Origin of the sequence: Constrictibacter sp. MBR-5, from assembly GCF_040549485.1 — a bacterium.
Classification (GTDB): Bacteria; Pseudomonadota; Alphaproteobacteria; order JAJUGE01; family JAJUGE01; genus Constrictibacter.
The window spans coordinates 241,817-258,734 of the sequence record NZ_JBEPTK010000003.1; the positions used below are offsets into that span (position 1 = coordinate 241,817).

17 protein-coding genes and 1 tRNA gene are annotated in these 16,918 nt (G+C 69.7%); 6 read left to right on the forward strand and 12 right to left on the reverse strand.

Going from position 1 to position 16,918, the window contains the following annotated elements:
- Window position 1: 1 nt before the first annotated feature.
- Both ABIE65_RS08145 and ABIE65_RS08150 read right to left on the reverse strand, forming a co-directional pair.
- Window positions 2-409 (reverse strand): Hsp20/alpha crystallin family protein, encoded by a 408-nt coding sequence (locus tag ABIE65_RS08145; protein WP_354076985.1) that lies wholly within the window; start codon window positions 407-409, stop codon window positions 2-4.
- Between the two features lie 86 nt (window positions 410-495).
- Window positions 496-909 carry a DUF350 domain-containing protein gene (locus tag ABIE65_RS08150; RefSeq protein WP_354076986.1) on the reverse strand — a complete coding sequence of 138 codons (414 nt, stop codon included), beginning with the start codon at window positions 907-909 and terminating at the stop codon, window positions 496-498.
- 136 nt (window positions 910-1,045) lie between these two features.
- Between ABIE65_RS08150 and ABIE65_RS08155 the strand changes: the two genes are divergently transcribed.
- Window positions 1,046-2,176 carry a DUF3616 domain-containing protein gene (locus tag ABIE65_RS08155; protein WP_354076987.1) on the forward strand — a complete coding sequence of 377 codons (1,131 nt, stop codon included), beginning with the start codon at window positions 1,046-1,048 and terminating at the stop codon, window positions 2,174-2,176.
- A 96-nt stretch (window positions 2,177-2,272) separates the two neighbouring features.
- Window positions 2,273-3,724, forward strand: coding sequence for an amidase (locus tag ABIE65_RS08160; protein ID WP_354076989.1), 1,452 nt, complete (start codon window positions 2,273-2,275; stop codon window positions 3,722-3,724).
- Window positions 3,725-3,739: 15 nt separating this feature from the next.
- On the opposite strand, the gene ABIE65_RS08165 is transcribed toward ABIE65_RS08160, so the two are convergent.
- The 7 genes from ABIE65_RS08165 to ABIE65_RS08195 all read right to left on the reverse strand — a co-directional run bounded on the left by ABIE65_RS08165 (window position 3,740) and on the right by ABIE65_RS08195 (window position 10,123).
- On the reverse strand, window positions 3,740-4,615 hold the full coding sequence (locus tag ABIE65_RS08165) for a ParB/RepB/Spo0J family partition protein (RefSeq protein ID WP_354076990.1): 876 nt from the start codon (window positions 4,613-4,615) through the stop codon (window positions 3,740-3,742).
- Window positions 4,612-5,427, reverse strand: a complete 816-nt coding sequence (locus tag ABIE65_RS08170; RefSeq protein WP_354076991.1) for a ParA family protein — start codon at window positions 5,425-5,427, stop codon at window positions 4,612-4,614. The genes ABIE65_RS08165 and ABIE65_RS08170 overlap by 4 nt, the downstream gene beginning before the upstream one ends.
- Window positions 5,396-6,079, reverse strand: coding sequence for a 16S rRNA (guanine(527)-N(7))-methyltransferase RsmG (gene rsmG, locus ABIE65_RS08175; protein ID WP_354076993.1), 684 nt, complete (start codon window positions 6,077-6,079; stop codon window positions 5,396-5,398). The genes ABIE65_RS08170 and rsmG overlap by 32 nt, the downstream gene beginning before the upstream one ends.
- Before the next feature lies 1 nt (window position 6,080).
- Window positions 6,081-7,949: a tRNA uridine-5-carboxymethylaminomethyl(34) synthesis enzyme MnmG gene (mnmG, locus tag ABIE65_RS08180; protein WP_354076995.1), complete on the reverse strand. Its 1,869-nt coding sequence runs from the start codon at window positions 7,947-7,949 to the stop codon at window positions 6,081-6,083.
- Between the two features lie 64 nt (window positions 7,950-8,013).
- A complete protein-coding gene (gene mnmE / locus ABIE65_RS08185; protein WP_354076997.1) occupies window positions 8,014-9,405 on the reverse strand; it encodes a tRNA uridine-5-carboxymethylaminomethyl(34) synthesis GTPase MnmE in 1,392 nt (463 codons plus the stop codon).
- A complete protein-coding gene (locus tag ABIE65_RS08190; protein ID WP_354076998.1) occupies window positions 9,360-9,875 on the reverse strand; it encodes a PAS domain-containing protein in 516 nt (171 codons plus the stop codon). Before ABIE65_RS08190 ends, mnmE begins: the two co-directional genes overlap by 46 nt.
- On the reverse strand, window positions 9,872-10,123 hold the full coding sequence (locus ABIE65_RS08195) for a DUF6489 family protein (RefSeq protein ID WP_354077000.1): 252 nt from the start codon (window positions 10,121-10,123) through the stop codon (window positions 9,872-9,874). The genes ABIE65_RS08190 and ABIE65_RS08195 overlap by 4 nt, the downstream gene beginning before the upstream one ends.
- 147 nt (window positions 10,124-10,270) lie before the next feature.
- Between ABIE65_RS08195 and ABIE65_RS08200 the strand changes: the two genes are divergently transcribed.
- On the forward strand, window positions 10,271-12,325 hold the full coding sequence (locus tag ABIE65_RS08200) for a thioredoxin domain-containing protein (protein WP_354077002.1): 2,055 nt from the start codon (window positions 10,271-10,273) through the stop codon (window positions 12,323-12,325).
- 78 nt (window positions 12,326-12,403) lie between these two features.
- A complete protein-coding gene (locus ABIE65_RS08205; protein WP_354077004.1) occupies window positions 12,404-12,781 on the forward strand; it encodes a hypothetical protein in 378 nt (125 codons plus the stop codon).
- Here ABIE65_RS08205 and ABIE65_RS08210 read toward each other — a convergent pair.
- The 3 genes from ABIE65_RS08210 to ABIE65_RS08220 all read right to left on the reverse strand — a co-directional run bounded on the left by ABIE65_RS08210 (window position 12,765) and on the right by ABIE65_RS08220 (window position 15,089).
- A complete protein-coding gene (locus ABIE65_RS08210) occupies window positions 12,765-13,367 on the reverse strand; it encodes a GmrSD restriction endonuclease domain-containing protein (protein WP_354077006.1) in 603 nt (200 codons plus the stop codon). The two genes, ABIE65_RS08205 and ABIE65_RS08210, sit on opposite strands and share 17 nt — an antisense overlap.
- Window positions 13,368-13,497: 130 nt before the next feature.
- Window positions 13,498-14,304 (reverse strand): class II aldolase/adducin family protein, encoded by an 807-nt coding sequence (locus ABIE65_RS08215; RefSeq protein WP_354077008.1) that lies wholly within the window; start codon window positions 14,302-14,304, stop codon window positions 13,498-13,500.
- An 11-nt stretch (window positions 14,305-14,315) separates the two neighbouring features.
- Window positions 14,316-15,089: a class II aldolase/adducin family protein gene (locus ABIE65_RS08220; RefSeq protein ID WP_354077010.1), complete on the reverse strand. Its 774-nt coding sequence runs from the start codon at window positions 15,087-15,089 to the stop codon at window positions 14,316-14,318.
- 296 nt (window positions 15,090-15,385) lie between these two features.
- On the opposite strand from ABIE65_RS08220, the gene ABIE65_RS08225 reads away from it, so the two are divergent.
- Together ABIE65_RS08225 and ABIE65_RS08230 are read left to right on the forward strand one after the other, a co-directional pair.
- Window positions 15,386-16,552, forward strand: a complete 1,167-nt coding sequence (locus tag ABIE65_RS08225) for a mandelate racemase/muconate lactonizing enzyme family protein (RefSeq protein ID WP_354077012.1) — start codon at window positions 15,386-15,388, stop codon at window positions 16,550-16,552.
- A gap of 58 nt (window positions 16,553-16,610) precedes the next feature.
- Window positions 16,611-16,686: transfer RNA gene (locus tag ABIE65_RS08230), tRNA-Thr, on the forward strand.
- Window positions 16,687-16,918: the final 232 nt, after the last annotated feature.

Here is a 16,918-nt window from a genome sequence, read left to right on the forward strand (position 1 = left end):
GTCAGCCCAGCTTGCGAAGACTCAGGATGAGGCAGCCGTCCTCGAGTTCGGGCCGCCCGGCCTCGTACCGCCCGGTGGGCAGGACGATGCGGCGTTCGAACCGGCCGTGCGGGATCTCGAGACGGTGGATGGCGGCGCGGCGCAGGCCGGGCGGCAGGCGGCGCTCCCCGCGCACGATCAGCACACCCGAATCGACGACCACCTCCAGGTGATCGGACGAGACACCCGGCAGCGCTGCGACGATCCACAGCGCCTCTTCGGTCTCCAGGATGTCGAGCGGCGGCTCCCAGGCGGGGCGGCGGGCCTGGGCGGGCGCGGGCATGAAGAACTGGCGGTGCAACCGCTCGGCGCGGTCGATCCTCTCGCAGGCTTCGTCCCACATCCAGACGCCGGGCGTGCGTGGCGGCATTGTCTTCCCTCGCGGATGCGATCAGGGAAAAGAGATGTGGCGCCTATGGTTCCCTTACAACCAGCGGCGACACCGGCGCCCCTACCTCAGTAGGTCACGCAGGCGGCGTTGAGGATTCCGATGACGATGGAGAAGGCGCCGACGACGATGGCCGGGCCCACCTCCGCGCCTTCGATCTGCCGGACGAGTTCCGGCAGCAGCAGGCGCGCAACGAGGAAGGCGAGAAGCTGGATGACCAGGGCCACGACGCCCCACACCAGCATGTCCGCGATGCTGACGCTGTTCTCGATCACCCCGGCGAGCGGAATGGCGAAGCCGATCATCGCACCGGAGAAGCTGATCGCGGCGGCGCTGTTGCCGGCACGGATCAGCCGGAGCTCGTTGAACGGCGTCACGAAGGTGTAGATCAGCGCGAACACGGCGAGCAGCAGGCAGGCGGCCGCGAAGAAGAGCGCGAAGAAGGGAAGCGTGCCGAGATAGTCGGAGGTGGGGACGAACAAGGATGGTCTCCGAAGCGACGGGCGGGCGCGGACCAAGGTGCAGGGCGGCGCCCGGTGGCGCAAGCGCGATGCGGGATGCCGGCAACATCGCGTCCGCGGCGGCGTTGACGGGAGACCGCTGCTGCAGGAGTGCCGGGTGCCGCTCGATCCCATCGACCAGGTCGATCTCGTCTTTTCCGACTGGCGGCCGATCCGCCACATCGACGATCCGCTGAGCAAGGATCTGTCGGCCGTCGCCCGGGTCGGACGCTGCCTGTTCGTCGCATGCGACGAGACGGCGAGCGTGGAGCGTCTCGTCGAGAACGCCGCCGGCGACTTCGCGGCGCATACCAGCATCCGGCTCGGCGACTTCTTCGATCTCCCCGAAGGACAGTCCGGCGAGATGGACATCGAGGGTTTGGCTGCCGCGGACGGCTATCTCTGGATCGTCGGTTCGCACGCGCTGAAGCGCAAGAAGGCCAAGCGGGACGAGCACGGCCATGAAGACGCTCTGGAGCGAATGGCCGAGATCGGCCGCGACCCCAACCGCTACTTTCTCGGACGGGTGCCGCTGCGCGACGAGGGCGCCGGCATGTTCGGTCTCTGCGACGACGTCGGAGGACGGAAGGCCGCCTGCCTGAAGCTGAGGAAGTCGCGCTCGACGCTGCATGAATGGCTCGAGGAGGATCCGCATCTGGCCGCCTTCCTCTCGATCCCGTCGAAGGAGAACGGCTTCGACATCGAGGGCATAGCGGTGCGCGGCGACCGCGTCTGGCTCGGACTGCGCGGGCCGGTGCTGCGCGGCCATGCCGTAGTGTTGGAACTCTCGCTTAAGGAGCCGTCCAGCGGCCGTCTCACGGCGCGGCGGATCGAGGGCAAGGCCCGGTACCGCAAGCACCTGCTCGACACCCAGGGCCTCGGCGTCCGCGACCTGCGGCTCTGCGGCGACGACCTGCTGCTGCTGGTCGGGCCGACGATGGCGTTGGACGGCACGGCCTTGGTCCTGCGCTGGCGCGACGCGGTCCGCGACATCCGCTCGGGCGTCGTGGCGCCGCAACGGATCGGCGTCGTCGCCGAACTGCACTATGGCCTGGAAACCGATCATCCCGAAGGCCTGGAGCACGCCTCCGACGCGCGCGACGGCAGCCTCCTCGTCATCTACGACGCACCGGGGCCCGATCGGGTGGATCCGGACTCGTTCACGGTCCGCGCGGACATCATCAAGCCGGATCTCGACGAACCGGCCTCCGGCCGGCCAAGCAACGCTCCGAAACCGAAGCGCCGCTGACCGGCGGCGTGTCTGCCGCTTCCGTGTCGGGTCAGGGCGTGGTTCGATCGGTCATCGATCCCGCCCAGCGGGACATCCGACCATGCGGGGTGCTCCATGACCGATCGTGCCTTCGACACAGCCACCAGCCTCGCCGCGGCCCTCCGCGACGGGAGCGTGGGCAGCCTGGAACTGCTGGATCACTATCTCGCCCGGGTTGAGAGATTCAACCCAAGGTTGAATGCACTGATCTGGACGGATATTGACGGTGCCCGCGCACGGGCGAAAGCAGCGGACGATGCGCGTGTGCGAGGCGAAAGCTGGGGGCCGCTGCACGGCCTGCCGATGACGTTTAAGGAATCCTACGACATCGCCGGCGCCCCCACCACCTGGGGCCTGCCGGAATACAAGGATACCAAGGCGGAACGCCATTCGCTGCCCGTGCAGCGGTTCGTCGACGCCGGCGCCATTCCCTTCGGCAAGACCAACGTTCCCGTGATGCTCGCCGACTGGCAGAGCTTCAATCCCGTCTACGGCACGACGAACAACCCGTGGGACCTCTCCCGCACGCCGGGCGGTTCGTCGGGCGGTTCCGCGGCCGCCCTGGCGGCGGGCCTGACGGGCCTGGAGGCCGGCAGCGACATCGGCGCCTCCATCCGCAACCCCGCGCATTACTGCGGTGTCTTCGGCCACAAGCCGACCTGGGGCATCTGCCCGTCGCGCGGCCACGCGCTGCCCGGCGTCGTCGTGCCGTCGGATATCTCCGTCATCGGCCCGCTGGCCCGTGGCGCCGACGATCTCGATCTCGCGCTGTCGGTCATGGCCGGGCCGGACGAGATGGACGGGGCGGGCTGGAAACTGGACCTGCCGGGCCCGCGCGGCGAGACGCTGAAGGACCTGCGCGTCGCCGTGATGCTCGACCATCCCTGCGCGGAGAGCGACGGCGAGATGCTCGACGTCCTGCAGGCGCTGGTCGACCGCCTCGCGGCCGCGGGTGCCCGGGTGGACGACCGGGCAAGGCCGGCGATCGACCTCGCCCGGCAGCACGAGGTCTACATCACCCTGCTTCGCGCGGCCACCTCCGGCCGGCTGCCGCCGGCCGTGTTCGACCAGCATCTGCGCGACGCCGAACGACTCGCCGACGACAAGAGCTATTACGCGATGATGGCGCGCGCCAACACGATGCGGCACCGCGACTGGCACCGCTGGAACAATGAGCGGGGGCAGATGCGGCTCGCCTGGGCCGACTTCTTTCGCGACTGGGACGTCCTGCTCTGCCCGGTGGGCGCCTCGGCTGCCTGGCCGCACGACCAAGCGGGCGATCGTGCGCAACGCACGATCCTGGTCAACGGGAAGAAGGTTCCGACAACCGACCAGATGTTCTGGGCCGGCATCGGCGGCGTGGTCTTCTTGCCCTCGACGGCGGCGCCGGCCGGCCTGACGAAATCGGGGCTGCCGGTGGGCATCCAGATCCTGGCGCCGCACCTGCACGACCGCACGGCCATCCACGTGGCGCGGCTGATCGAGCGGACCTGCGGCGGCTTCGTGCCGCCGCCCGGCTACGAATAGCGGTCCGCGCGGCGTTCAGCCCGTCTCGCGCGCCTTCAGGCGGGACAGCAGGCCGTCGAACTGGTCGAGGTCGGAGAAGCGCAGCGTCACCGACCCGGCCTTGCCGTCCCAGTTGATCTTGACCCGCAGACCGAGCAGGTCCGCCAGGTCGCGCTCCAGGGCGACCGTATCGGCCGTCTTCGGCGGCGCGGTGCGGCGCCCGGCACCGTCCGCCTTGGCGCCCTGGACCAGCCGCTCCGTCGCCCGTACCGACAGGCCCCGCGCGACGATCTGTGCCGCCAGCACGGCCGGGTTCGCCGCTCCCACCAAGGCCCGCGCGTGGCCGGCGCTGATCGCGCCCTTGTCGAGCAGCTCGCGCACGCTGCCCGGCAGGCCGAGCAGGCGCAGCGTGTTCGCGATGTGGCTGCGGCTCTTGCCGACCGTCTGGGCCAGCTGTTCCTGGGTGTAGCTGAAATCGGCGATCAGGCGGTTGTAGCCCTCGGCCTCCTCGACCGGCGACAGGCTCTCGCGCTGGACGTTCTCGACGATCGCAATCTCGAGCGCGTCCTGGTCGGACAGGTCGCGCACGATGACCGGCACTTCGTGCAGCTGCGCCCGCTGGGCGGCGCGCCAGCGTCGCTCGCCCGCGACGATCTCGTACCCGTCGGAGCCGTCGGCGGGACGCCGCACCAGGATCGGCTGCAGGATGCCCTTCTCGCGAATCGACTGCGACAGGGCCTCGATCGCATCCGCATCGAAGCGGCGCCGCGGCTGGAACTGGCCGGGGCGCAGGGCCTCGACCGGCACCGTGCGCGAGGGACGGGCGCGTTCATCCGCCGCGGCGGCCTCCGTGGTACCGTTGCCCAACAGCGCGGAGAGGCCGCGTCCCAGCTGACGACGATTGCCGGTCATCGAATGGCCTCCTCACGGGCGATGAATTCTTCCGCCAGACGCACATAGGCGACGGCGCCGGCGGAACGCGGATCGTAGGACAGCACCGGCAGCCCGTGCGAGGGCGCCTCCGACAGGCGCACGTTGCGCGGGATCTCCGTGCTGTAGATCTTCTGGCCGAGATGCGCGCGGACGTCGTCGGCGACCTGGATCGACAGGTTGTTGCGCCGGTCGATCATGGTCAGCACGATGCCCTGCAGGCGCAGCCGCACGTTCAGGCTCTCGCGGACGCGGTCGATGGTGCGCATCAGCTGCGACAGGCCTTCCAGCGCCAGGAATTCCGCCTGGAGCGGGACGAGGACCGCGTCGGCCGCCACGAAGGCGTTCAGCGTCAGCAGGCCCAGTGCCGGCGGACAGTCGATCAGCACGTAGTCGACGGCTGCGCGGCTCTCGCGCAACGCGTCGCGGAGCCGCTGCTCGCGCCGCGGCGCCTGCACCAGTTCGACCTCGGCGCCGGCGAGCTCGGGGGTGGACGGAATGAGCCAGAAGCCGGGAAAGGCCGTCTCGACCAGGGCCGCATCCAGGCTCGTCTCGTCGAGCAGCACCTCGTAGCTGCCGAGGCTCCGGTCGACGCGCGATACGCCCAGGCCCGTCGATGCGTTCCCCTGGGGATCGAGATCGATCACCAGGACATCATGGTCCCTCGCCGCCAGCGCAGCGGCCAGATTGACCGCGGTCGTCGTCTTGCCGACGCCGCCCTTCTGGTTGGCGATCGCGATGACCCGTGGCGCGGCGCGGCGCTCAGCGGTGGCGTCGGGGTTTCGTGTCGACACGCCTGATGTCTTCCAATCGGAGTATGGTGCCCGTCGGGTCGGAGCGGCTCGGCAGGCGGGTGGCCCGCATGCGCCACCCCACCCGTGCATCCGCCAGTTCCTCGTCGGTTCGGGCACCTTTCAGGAGGAGGGCGCAGCCACCCGGTCGGATCACGGGAGCGATCCAGGGGAGGAGCCGCGTCAGCGGGCCCACGGCCCGCGCGGTGACGACGTCGGCGACGCCGGCCAGTGCGCCCTTGCCGAGCGTCTCGAGCCGCTCGGTCCAGATCTCCACCGGCGTACCCGTCGCCTCCGCCGCGGCGCGCAGGAACGCGCACTTTCCGTGGTTGCTCTCGACGAGACGGACGTTCTGCATGCCCATGATCGCCAGGATCAGGCCGGGAAAACCGGCACCCGAGCCCAGATCGACGATCTCGTCATCCTCGTCGAGCAGCGGAAACAGCTGCGCCGAATCGAAGATGTGCCGGCGCCAGACGTCGCCGAGGCTCGCGGCGCTCACCAGGTTCTTCCGTTCCTGCCATGTATTGAGCAGGTCGACGAACACGGTCAGCTTGTCGAGTGTTTCACGTGAAACGCCCGCCGTTTCGGCGAACCATTCGGGGCCATGATCGCCCGTAGCGGCCAAGCCGCCGGGAGCCGGGTCCGCGACCATCTCAGGCCGTCCGCCGCGGCGCGTCGCGCCGCACGAAACGCAGCAACGCGTTGACGGCAGCTGGTGTCACGCCGGGAATGCGCGCGGCGGCGCCGATCGTTGCGGGGCGCGCCCGGTTCAGCTTTTCGCGGATCTCGTTGGACAGGCTGCCGACGCTGCGATAGTCCAGGTCCGGCGGCAGGCCCAGCGCTTCGTCGCGCCGGAAAGCCCGAATGTCGGCCGCCTGGCGCTCCACATAGCCGGCATACAGCGCCTCGATCTGCAGCTGCTCCAGGACGTCGGCCGGGATTTCCGCAAGTTCCGGCCACGCCGCCGCCATCCGCCCCGCGTCGCAGTCCGGCAGCGCCAGCAGGTCCAGGCCGGACCGGCGCCGGCCGTCCCGATTGATCGGAAACCCCAGGCGCGCCAGCGACTCGGGCGATCCGCCGACCGCCGACAATGCGGTCCTTGCCCCATCAAGTGCCGCCGAACGCGCCGCCCATGCCGCCTGCCGGGCCGCGCCCGCCAATCCCACCGCCACCGCCCGCGGCGTCAGGCGCTGGTCCGCGTTGTCGGCACGCAGCAGCAGCCGGTACTCGGCCCGCGACGTAAACATGCGATACGGCTCGTCCGCGCCGCGGGTGATCAGGTCGTCCACCATGACGCCGAGATAGGCGTCCGCGCGGTCCAGCAGGAAGGGCCGGCTCCCGGCGGCAGCGAGCGCGGCATTCGCGCCGGCATACAAGCCCTGCGCCGCCGCTTCCTCGTAGCCCGTCGTGCCGTTGATCTGCCCCGCGAGGAAGAGCCGCGGGATCCGGCGCGTCTCCAGTGTCGGCATCAGTTCGCGCGCATCGACGCAGTCATATTCGATGGCATAGCCGGGCCGCAGGATCGTCGCCCGTTCGAGGCCGGGAATGCTCGCGACCAGCCGCGCCTGGACCTCGCGCGGCAGCGAGGTCGAGATGCCGTTGGGATAGACCGTATCGTCGTCGAGCCCTTCAGGCTCCAGGAAGATCTGGTGCCGCTGCTTGTCGGCGAACCGCACCACCTTGTCCTCGATCGAGGGACAGTAGCGCGGCCCCGTCGACTGGATCTGTCCCGAATAGATCGGCGCCCGGTGGATGTCGGCGCGGATGATCGCGTGGGTCGCCTCGGTCGTCTCCGTCACGTGGCAGACGGTCTGCGGCGTATCGATGCGCTCGGTCAGATAGGAGAAGGGCGTGGGCGGATCCTCGCCCTCCTGCACCTGGAGCGCCGCCTTGTCGATCGTTCGCCCGTCGAGCCGCGGCGGCGTTCCGGTCTTCAGCCGCGCAAGGGTGAACCCGGCGCGCGACAGGGTCTGCGAGAGGCCGTCGGACGGCTCGTCACCGACACGCCCGGCCGGGTAGCGCTCCTCCCCGATATGGATCAGGCCGCGCAGGAAGGTGCCAGTGGTCACCACGACGGCCCCGGCGCGAATTCCCATGCCGTCGCCGGTCACCACACCGCACGCGTTGCCCGCGGCGTCGAGCAGCAGGTCCTCGACCGCGTCGGCGCGAATCTGGAGGTTCGCCTGCTCCGCCAGCAGCGCCTGGACCGCCGCACGGTAGAGCTTCCGGTCCGCCTGGGCTCGCGGGCCGCGGACCGCCGGCCCCTTGCTCCGGTTGAGCATGCGGAACTGTATTCCGGCCCGGTCGATGGCGCGCGCCATGATCCCGTCGAGTGCATCGATCTCGCGGACGAGATGGCCTTTCCCCAGGCCGCCCATGGCCGGGTTGCATGACATCTCGCCGATCGTTTCGATCTTGTGCGTGATCAGAAGCGTCCGCGCGCCCAGGCGCGCCGACGCCGCAGCCGCTTCGCAGCCGGCGTGCCCGCCGCCGACGACAATTACATCCCAGGCTTCGCTCATGGGCGGAATGTATGGGCGGGGCGCTACGCTGTCAAAGCGGCCCGGCATGTTTCACGTGAAACGTTCACTTCCCGATGCAGAAATCGCGGAAGATCACGTCCAGCAGGTCCTCCACGTCCACACGCCCGGTGATCCGGCCCAGTTCCCGAACCGCCAGCCGGACGTCCTCCGCCGCGAGGTCCGGCTGCGTGACGCCGGCGAAGCGCGACAGATGGTCCACGCAGGCCTCGATCGCCAGCCGGTGCCGGAGCCGCGACAGCACCGGCGCCTCGGTCTCCTTGCCCACATGGTCGGCGATGCGGTGCGCCAAAGCGGCCAGCAGTTCCGCCATGCCCGCGCCGGTGCGCACCGACAGCGGATGCGCCGCGTGATCGTCGATCGCCGACTTCCCCTCAAGGGCGACCAGATCGACCTTGTTGGCGCAAACCATCATGTCCGCGACGCCCGCATCGCGAAGACGATCCCGGATCCCGGCAGCGGCTCCGGGGTCGGTCGCGTCGACCAGCACCAGCACCAGGTCCGCCTGCGACGCCCGGGCGAGCGCCCGGCGGATGCCTTCTTCCTCCACCGGGTCGGCGCCGGACCGCAGACCCGCGGTATCGGCCACCACAGCCGCGTAGCCGCCGATGTCGAGACGCACCTCCACCACGTCGCGCGTCGTACCGGCGGTCTCCGCGACGATCGCCGCATCGCGCTGCGCCAGGGCGTTGAGCAGGCTCGACTTCCCGGCGTTCGGCGGGCCGACGATGGCGATCGAGAAACCGTCCCGCACGATCTCGCCGCGCCGCCCGTCCGCCAGATGTGCCGCCATCTCCGTGCGGACCGCCGCGACCGCGGTCCGCGTCGCCGCGCCGATTCCGTCGGGCAAGTCCTCGTCGGCGAAATCGATCTCCGCCTCCAGCCACGCCAGAGCACGCGTCAGGCGCCCCGTCCAGTCGTCGTAGACCCCCGCCAGGCGGCCAGAAAGCTGACGCAGGGCCTGTCTGCGCTGCGCCGGTGTGTCGGCTGCCACGAGGTCCGCCAGGCCTTCCACCGCGGTCAGATCGAGCCGGCCGTTCTCGAAGGCGCGGCGGGTGAACTCGCCCGGCTCGGCCGGACGCAGGCCGGGCATGCGGGAGAGTTCGTCCAGCATTGCCGACACCACGGCGCGGCCGCCATGCACGTGCAGCTCGACGACGTCCTCGCCGGTGAAGCTGTTGTGCCGCGGGAACCAGAGGAAGAGCCCCTCATCGATCACGCCTCCGGCACCGTCGCGGAACCTGCACAGGGTCGCCCGCCGCGGCTGCGGTCCCGCGCCACCGTGGCCGCGCAGCCGCTGCAGCGCGTGCACCGCCTCCCGGCCGGAGACGCGGAGGATGGCGATCCCCGCACGCCCAGGGGCCGTCGCCACCGCGAAGATCGTGTCTTCCCTCAGAACCTGACCTCGCCGGTGCGGCCGTAGATCCGCGTCAGGCACAGCAGGATGTCCACCGTGGCACCGTCCTCCGCCAGCGGCAGGACGATGTTCTCGAGGATCCGGAGCATCCGGCTGCGCTGGTCCAGGAATGGCGGCCCGCGCCGCCAGCTGGGCCGGCGCGTTTCGACAACATCTTGATATCGCTTATAATATCCTGCATCGAGGTTCGGGTGCGCCTCGTCGAACCACTGTCCCGTCAACTCGCGCCCGTGCGCGGCGACCACGGCGGTGCCCACCAGCCGGTAGCGCATCCTGAACGGGTCGCGGTGGATATCGAGCATCCAGATGTCGGGCAGCAGGCGCACGATCCGCGCGGGATCCAGGTCTCGGCGCGCTGGAAGTAGTCCCGGCGCCGGGCGAAGGGCGTCCCAATAGGCGTAGATGGCACCGATGTCCGGGTGCCAGCCCACCGCCGCCGCATCCGCCGCCGAGCCGACGGCCAGGGAGGCCTCCTGCTCGGGAAACCTCATTCGGTGCGCGGCTTGCCCTCCGCCGCCGTGCGGAACTGCGACCAGAAGCGCTGCATCTGGTCGAGGCCGGTGGCAGCGGCAGGCATCCATGCCTTCCACAGGGCTTCCGGATCCATCGAACGGAGGTTCGACAGCAGCCTGTCCTGCATTTCCTGCATCACCGCCTGCTGCATCGGCTGCACATCGGGCAGGCCGAGAAAGTGGCGCGCCTCTTCGGGCGTGCAGTCGATGTCGATGCTGACCTTCATCGGATACTCCTGCCGGCGGCTGGACACCTGTCTCATGTGGTTCATCGCGTGGCACCGAACAACTGTCGTCAATCCCGGCCGGTGCCTTGAGACGCTGCGCCCAAGGCCACAGCTTAACAGCTGAACCGACGCCTGCGAGGACCGGCGATGACCGAGAACCTGCTCCGCGACGAAACGAGCCCCTACCTGCTCCAGCACAGGGACAATCCCGTGCACTGGCGGCCGTGGGGCGAGGCCGCCCTGGCGGAGGCCGAAAGCGCGCGGAAGCCGATCCTCCTGTCGGTCGGCTATGCCGCCTGCCACTGGTGCCACGTCATGGCGCACGAGAGCTTCGAGGATCCGGCGATCGCCGCGGTGATGAACGACCTGTTCGTCTGCATCAAGGTCGACCGCGAGGAACGCCCGGACGTGGATGCCATCTATCAGCAATCCCTGGCGCTGCTCGGGCAGCAGGGCGGCTGGCCGCTGACCATGTTCCTCACCCCGGCTGGGGAGCCCTTCTGGGGCGGCACCTATTTCCCGCCCCAGTCCCGTTGGGGCCGGCCGGGCTTCGCCGACGTGCTGCGGACGATGGCCGAGGCGTGGCGCACCGATCCCGACAAGGTGCAGGCGAACGTCAAGGCGATCCGGGACGCGCTCGACAAGGCAACCGCGTCCAAGGCCGGCGACGCGACGCTGACGGTACCACTGATCGACAGGATCGCGCGCCGGCTGGTCCGCGAGACGGATCCCTTCCACGGCGGCATCGGCGAGGCACCGAAGTTTCCCAGCGTCCCGGTATTCCTGCTGCTCTGGCGGGCCTGGAAACGGACGGGACTGGAGCCCTTCCGCCGCGCCGTCCTGACGACCCTGACGCAGATGAGCCAGGGCGGCATCTGGGACCATCTCGGCGGCGGCTTCGCCCGCTATTCCGTCGACGAGCGCTGGCTCGTGCCGCACTTCGAGAAGATGCTCTACGACAATGCGCAGATGCTCGAGCTGCTGACGACGGTCTGGCAGGACGAGCGCGATCCTCTGCTGGAGGCGCGCATCCGCGAGACCGCCGCCTGGCTGCTCAGGGAGATGCGTGCCGGCGCCGCAGACGACGGCAGTGCCGGGTTCGCCGCCAGCGTCGATGCCGACAGCGAAGGCGAGGAGGGGCGCTTCTACGTCTGGACGGAGGCCGAGATCGACGCGCTGCTCGGCCCCGAGAGCGCATCGTTCAAGTCGATCTACGACGTGACGGCCACCGGCAACTGGAAAGGCCGCACCATCCTGAACCGCCTGGAGCGACCCGACCTCCTGTCCAACGCGGAGGAGACCCGGCTCGCCGCCGCCCGGGAGACGCTGCTGCGGGCGCGCGCGAAACGCCCGGCACCGGAGCGCGACGACAAGGTTCTCGCCGACTGGAACGGCCTGACGATCGCGGCTCTGGCGCGGGCGGCCGTCGCCCTTGACGAACCGCCGTGGCTCGATGCCGCCCGGGACGCCTTCGCGTTCGTCGCACGCCATATGGTCGACGGCGATGGACGCCTGCGCCACTCCTGGCGGGACGGGCGCCTGCGCCATCCGGCGACGCTGGACGACCATGCCCAGATGGCGCGGGCCGCGCTCACCCTGTTCGAGATCGTCGGCGACCGGCGTTATCTGGATCATGCACGGAACTGGGCGGAGGCCGCGGAACGGCACTTCGCCGACCCCGCCGGCGGCTATTTCATGAGCGCCGACGATGCGGATGGCCTGATCGTGCGGCCGAAGAGCACCGCCGACAATGCCACCCCCGGCGGCAGCGGTACCATGGCCGAGGTCGAGGCGCGGCTCTGGCTGCTCACCGGCGAGATGGCATGGGCGGAGCGCGCCGGCCGGACCATTGCGTCGGTCTCCGGTGAGATCGAGCGCAACTTCTATCCGCTCGCGACGCTGATCAACGCGGCGGAACTGCTCGAATCGGGCCTGCAGATCGTGATCGCGGGTGCCGACGGTGCCGATGCGATGCTGCGCACGGTATGGTCGCTGTCGCTGCCGAATGCGGTGGTGACCCTCTCGGACGACCGCGCGCCGCTGCCGGCGAATCATCCCGCGGCAGGCAAGGGTGCGGTCGGCGGCCGCGCGACCGCCTATGTCTGCGAGGGGCCGGTCTGCTCGCTGCCCCTGACGGAGCCGGACGCGCTGCGGGCCGACCTGCTGCGGCGTTATCGCGGAAGCCCGCAGAGGGCCGCATGAAGCGCACTCCCTTCGCGCGCTGTCGCCAAACCGCGCGGCCCTCGCCATATGCGGCGGAGTCCAGTCAGGGAGCATGATGTGCGGATCGATCTCATTGCGGCGGCGCTCGCCTGTGTCGCCCTCGGCGGCGCGGCGGCCACGTCGTCCTCAGCCCAGTCCTACGGCACCCGCGCTGGCAGCGGCTACGGCCCCGCCACCAATTTCGGGTCCTTCGCCTATCCGTCGCACAGCTGCGGCGGCGCGCCGGTGCTTCCGGTCCGGCCGTCCAGCATGACCTCGTCGCGCGCCGTCAACGACTACAACCGCGAGGTGGATGCCTACAATTCGCAGCTGCAGGTCTATTCCGAGTGCATCACGGCCTATGTCGAACGGGCCCGGAACGACGTCGAACTGATCCGCGAGAGGGCGGAAGACGCCAGCGCCACCCTCGGCCCACAGCCTAGGACGATGCGCTGAGCCGCACCCGCAGCCGGCCGCCGGCGCCGCAGGCGGCGTCCAGCCCGGCCGTCCAGGCCCGCTCCAGCAGATCGGCTTCCAGCGCCCAGCGCCGTTTCACCGCCAGCCAGCCGTCCACATAGCGGCACCACGTCGAGAGCCGCGGCGGCATCCAGGAGAGCGGGTCGCCGTCGGCTTTCGACCGGTTCGTCCGCGCCGAGAGGACGATGAGCTGACCACCTGTCCGGTCGTTGGCGAAGGCTTCCCGGCGCGCCGGGCTCCAGGCGTGCGCACCGCTCCGGTGGGCTTCGCCGAGCGGCACCATGTGGTCGACGTCCACCGCTCCCGGATCCTGGGTCTCGCTGCCGGACCAGCGATCCAGCCACAGGCCGGCGGTCACGCGGCAGCCGTCCGCCGACCATCGCACCGGCACCAGGCTCTGTGCCGCCAGGGTCTCCTGGCGCGCGTCGCGGCAATCGCCGTCCGTGTCCGACCAGTGCGGATAGAGCGCGCGATCGTAGGGGACGGAAACCGGATAGAAGATCTCGTTCTGGCGCACGCCCAGGACGGCCGCGAGCAGCACGCCGGCGATGCCGACGCGCTTCACCCACCGCCGCGCCCAGGTCGCGGGCCGAAGGCCGCCGCCACGCCGGGCAGTTCCGCGCCTGATGAAACCGATACCGGGCCAACGGCCGGAGGCGGGCCGTCGGCCCTTCCTCCGAGCCATATATGCCAAGTCAGTTGCGGTAGGACGGGTCCTCGCGGTCCAGTTCGGCGAGGAAGGTCGGCCAGTGCCGTTCGCTCGTCGCGAGGCTCTCCCGGAACGCGTCGAACTGCTGCCCGGTGTGCTCGCAGACCTCCTTCGACGGCAGCGACACCGTCTTTCCCTGGCCGTGTGCGGCGGCCATAGCCGCGAGCTGTGACGCGCAGCTCTTCTCCAGGTGATAGAGGATGTTCCAGGCCATGTTGACCGTCACGCCCAGCGCCAGCAGGCCGTGATTGCGCAGGATGCACGCGAAGTGCGGGCCCAGGTCGCGCACCAGCCGCTCGCGCTCGCTCAGGTCGGTCGCGATGCCCTCCCAGTCGTGATAGCCGATACGGTTGTAGAACATCATCGACGACTGGCTGATCGGCAGCAGGCCGTCCTTGATCGACGCGATCGCCATGCCGGCGACCGTGTGCGTGTGCGCGACGCAGACCACTTCCGGCCGCGCCATGTGCACGGCGGAATGGATGGTGAAGCCGGCCGGGTTCACCGGAAATCCGGTGTCGAGGACGATCTCGCCGTCCATGTCGACCTTCACGAGGCTGGAGGCCGTGACCTCCTCGTACATCAGCCCGTAGGGATTGATGAGGAAGTGATGGTCGGGACCGGGCACGCGCGCCGACAGGTGCGTGGCGGCCAGATCCGTCATGCCGTACTTCGCGACCAGCCGGTAGAGGGCCGCGAGATCGACGCGGATCTTCCACTCCTCCGGGCTCACCTTGTCGCGGAGCGACGGGGTCTCGAACGAGGGCGCGCTGCGGCGCAGGGCGATGGTCATCTGCGCCTCCCTCAGTGCCGCCAGCTCGGGTCGGCGCGGTCGAGCAGCCGCAGCTGCGATTCCCAGCCATCCTGGCGATAGGTGTTGTCGCCGCGGTCGAACTGGCCGAGCGCCTTCTCGCACAGTTCCTGCGACGGGGTCAGCAGTTCCGCGCCGGTCGCCATCGCGGCCAGCTGCACCTGGCAGACCTTCTCCAGCCGGTAGAGCAGCACCCAGGCGTTCCGGATCGTCTTGCCGCAGACCAGGATGCCGTGATTCTTCAGCATCATGACGCTGGCCTCGCCCAGGTCGGCGATCAGCCGCTCGCGCTCGTCCAGGTCGAGTGCCACGCCCTCGAAGTCGTGATAGGCCGTGCGGCCGTAGAAGCGCATCGAGGCCTGGGTCAGCGGCATCAGCCCGTCGGGCAGCGCGGCCACGGCCATCCCGGCCGGCGTGTGCGTATGCGCGACGCAGTCGATGTCGTGGCGCGCCGAGTGCACCGCCGAGTGGATGGTGAAGCCCGCCGCGTTCACGCCGTACTCGCCGTCGATGACCTTGCCGTCCAGGTCGATCTTGACGAGGTTCGACGCCGTGACCTGGCTGAACAGCAGGCCGTGCGGGTTCAGCAGAAACTGGTCCTGCGTGCCGGGAACGCGGGCCGAGATGTGAGTGGCGGTCAGGTCGGTCATGCCGTGCTTGGCGACCAGCCGGTAAAGCGCCGCGAGATCGACCCGCGTCTGCCACTCCTCCGGGCTGACACGGTCGCGGATGGACTTACCCTCGGTGGAAACAGCTGCCAGGGCCATGGGAACCTCCTCGCGGAGCCTGATTGAGCCTCAGAGTATAACGGATCTCCATGCACGCGCTATGCCGGGCCGCGCGCCGTCCACGCCCGGGTTCCTCTCCGGTCACGGATGGCGCCGCGGGGCGCCGAGACCCGACCGCCGCCTGGGAACACGGCGCCACGCGCCGGCAGACGGACCCGCGATTGACGTGGCGCGGACGGCATAGGAACCTTCCGTCACGAACGCCGGCCGGGACCGCCCCACGAGGAAAAGACCGCGGTCCGAGAGAAGCCGGCCGTCCCGGGAGAACGCCGCCGATGAAGATCAAGTCCGTCACCGCCACCTGGCTGCACGTGCCGATCCCCAAGGAGAAGCAGCACGTCAGCGATTTCGGCCCGACCCTGTCCTTCGATTCGACCCTGGTGCGGATCGAGACGGAGAGCGGCCTCGTCGGCTGGGGCGAGTCCAAGGCGGCCGTCGGCAGCAGCGGCACGAACCACGCGCTCGTCGTCTGCATCGAGAAGGAGATGGCGCCGCTGCTGATCGGGCAGGATGCGCGCGACATCTCGCGGCTGTGGGACGTCATGTACAACGGCACGCGCGCCCACTTCGCCATCGACCGCGGCCATGTCTTCCCCGTGCTCGGCCGGCGCGGCCTGACGGTGTCCGCCATCGCCGGCATCGACATGGCGCTCTGGGACATCCTCGGCAAATCGCTGAATGCGCCGGTCTGGCGCCTGCTCGGCGGCCGGCGGCGGGAGAAGATGCCGGCCTACGCCTCCGGCGGCTGGGCGCCCGTCGACCGGATCGGCGCCGAACTGCAGAGCTTCATCGATCGCGGCAACTTCAAGGCGGTGAAGATGCGGGTCGGCTCCGGCGACGGCGAGCTGTCGCATTCGGTGGCGCGCGTCCATGCGGCGCGCAAGGCGCTCGGCCCCGACATCGACATCATGTGCGACGCGCACGGCACCTATACGGTGGTCGAGGCCAAGCGCTTCTGCCGCCAGGTCGCCGACTGCAACATCGCCTGGTTCGAGGAGCCGGTGACAGCCGACGACAAGCGCGGCCAGGCCGAGGTGCGCGCCTCGACCGACATCCCGATCTCGGCCGGCGAGAGCGAGTTCACCCGCTTCGACTTCCGCGACCTCATCGAGCTGCGCGCCGTCGACATCCTGCAGCCCGACCTGTCGATCGCCGGCGGCATCACCGAGGCGATGCGCATCGAGGCGCTCGCCTCGGCGCACCAGCTCCGCTTCGCGCCACACCTCTGGGGCGGCGCGCTCACCTTCGCCTCCGGCCTGCACGTCGCCGCCGTGGCGTCGACCGGCTTCATCCTGGAGTACAGCCTGGGCGCCAACCCGATGCTGCACGAGCTGGCGGTCGAGAAGTTCCCGGTGATCGACGGCTGGGTCGACATCCCGGACCGCCCAGGCCTGGGCGTCACCATCGACGAGGACTTCGTCGCCCGCCACCGCAAAACCTGACGCCCCGCTTGCGGGGCCCCGCGCCCTGACCTAGAACCTTGCCCATCGCCTCACGCGCGCCGGGTTAGCTCAGTTGGTAGAGCAACGGTTTTGTAAACCGAAGGTCGGGGGTTCGAGTCCCTCACCCGGCACCAACGGTCGGCTGTGTCCGGCCCGGAGACATAGGTAACGGCCCGTACCTATGACATGGGTGACAGCCTGGTCCGGAACGGGTTCTCGAGGGGCTGCAGGGTCTTATGCTCCGGGTCGCTCCACCCGGGATCGTCATGCATGAAGCTGACGATCAGATGCCTGGCCGGTATCCGCGACATGAGGCGGGACCGCATATGAAGATGGTCGTGTTGGTCGCTGTTGCCCTTGCGGTGG

Bases quoted from the DNA above. Each gene is read 5' to 3' on its own strand.
- ABIE65_RS08145 (WP_354076985.1), bottom strand. From the start codon at position 409: ATGCCGCCACGCACGCCCGGCGTCTGGATGTGGGACGAAGCCTGCGAG.
- ABIE65_RS08160 (WP_354076989.1), top strand. From the start codon at position 2,273: ATGACCGATCGTGCCTTCGACACAGCCACCAGCCTCGCCGCGGCCCTC.
- ABIE65_RS08165 (WP_354076990.1), bottom strand. From the start codon at position 4,615: ATGACCGGCAATCGTCGTCAGCTGGGACGCGGCCTCTCCGCGCTGTTG.
- rsmG (WP_354076993.1), bottom strand. From the start codon at position 6,079: ATGGTCGCGGACCCGGCTCCCGGCGGCTTGGCCGCTACGGGCGATCAT.
- mnmG (WP_354076995.1), bottom strand. From the start codon at position 7,949: ATGAGCGAAGCCTGGGATGTAATTGTCGTCGGCGGCGGGCACGCCGGC.
- ABIE65_RS08190 (WP_354076998.1), bottom strand. From the start codon at position 9,875: ATGAGGTTTCCCGAGCAGGAGGCCTCCCTGGCCGTCGGCTCGGCGGCG.
- ABIE65_RS08195 (WP_354077000.1), bottom strand. From the start codon at position 10,123: ATGAAGGTCAGCATCGACATCGACTGCACGCCCGAAGAGGCGCGCCAC.
- ABIE65_RS08200 (WP_354077002.1), top strand. From the start codon at position 10,271: ATGACCGAGAACCTGCTCCGCGACGAAACGAGCCCCTACCTGCTCCAG.
- ABIE65_RS08215 (WP_354077008.1), bottom strand. From the start codon at position 14,304: ATGACCATCGCCCTGCGCCGCAGCGCGCCCTCGTTCGAGACCCCGTCG.
- ABIE65_RS08220 (WP_354077010.1), bottom strand. From the start codon at position 15,089: ATGGCCCTGGCAGCTGTTTCCACCGAGGGTAAGTCCATCCGCGACCGT.
- ABIE65_RS08225 (WP_354077012.1), top strand. From the start codon at position 15,386: ATGAAGATCAAGTCCGTCACCGCCACCTGGCTGCACGTGCCGATCCCC.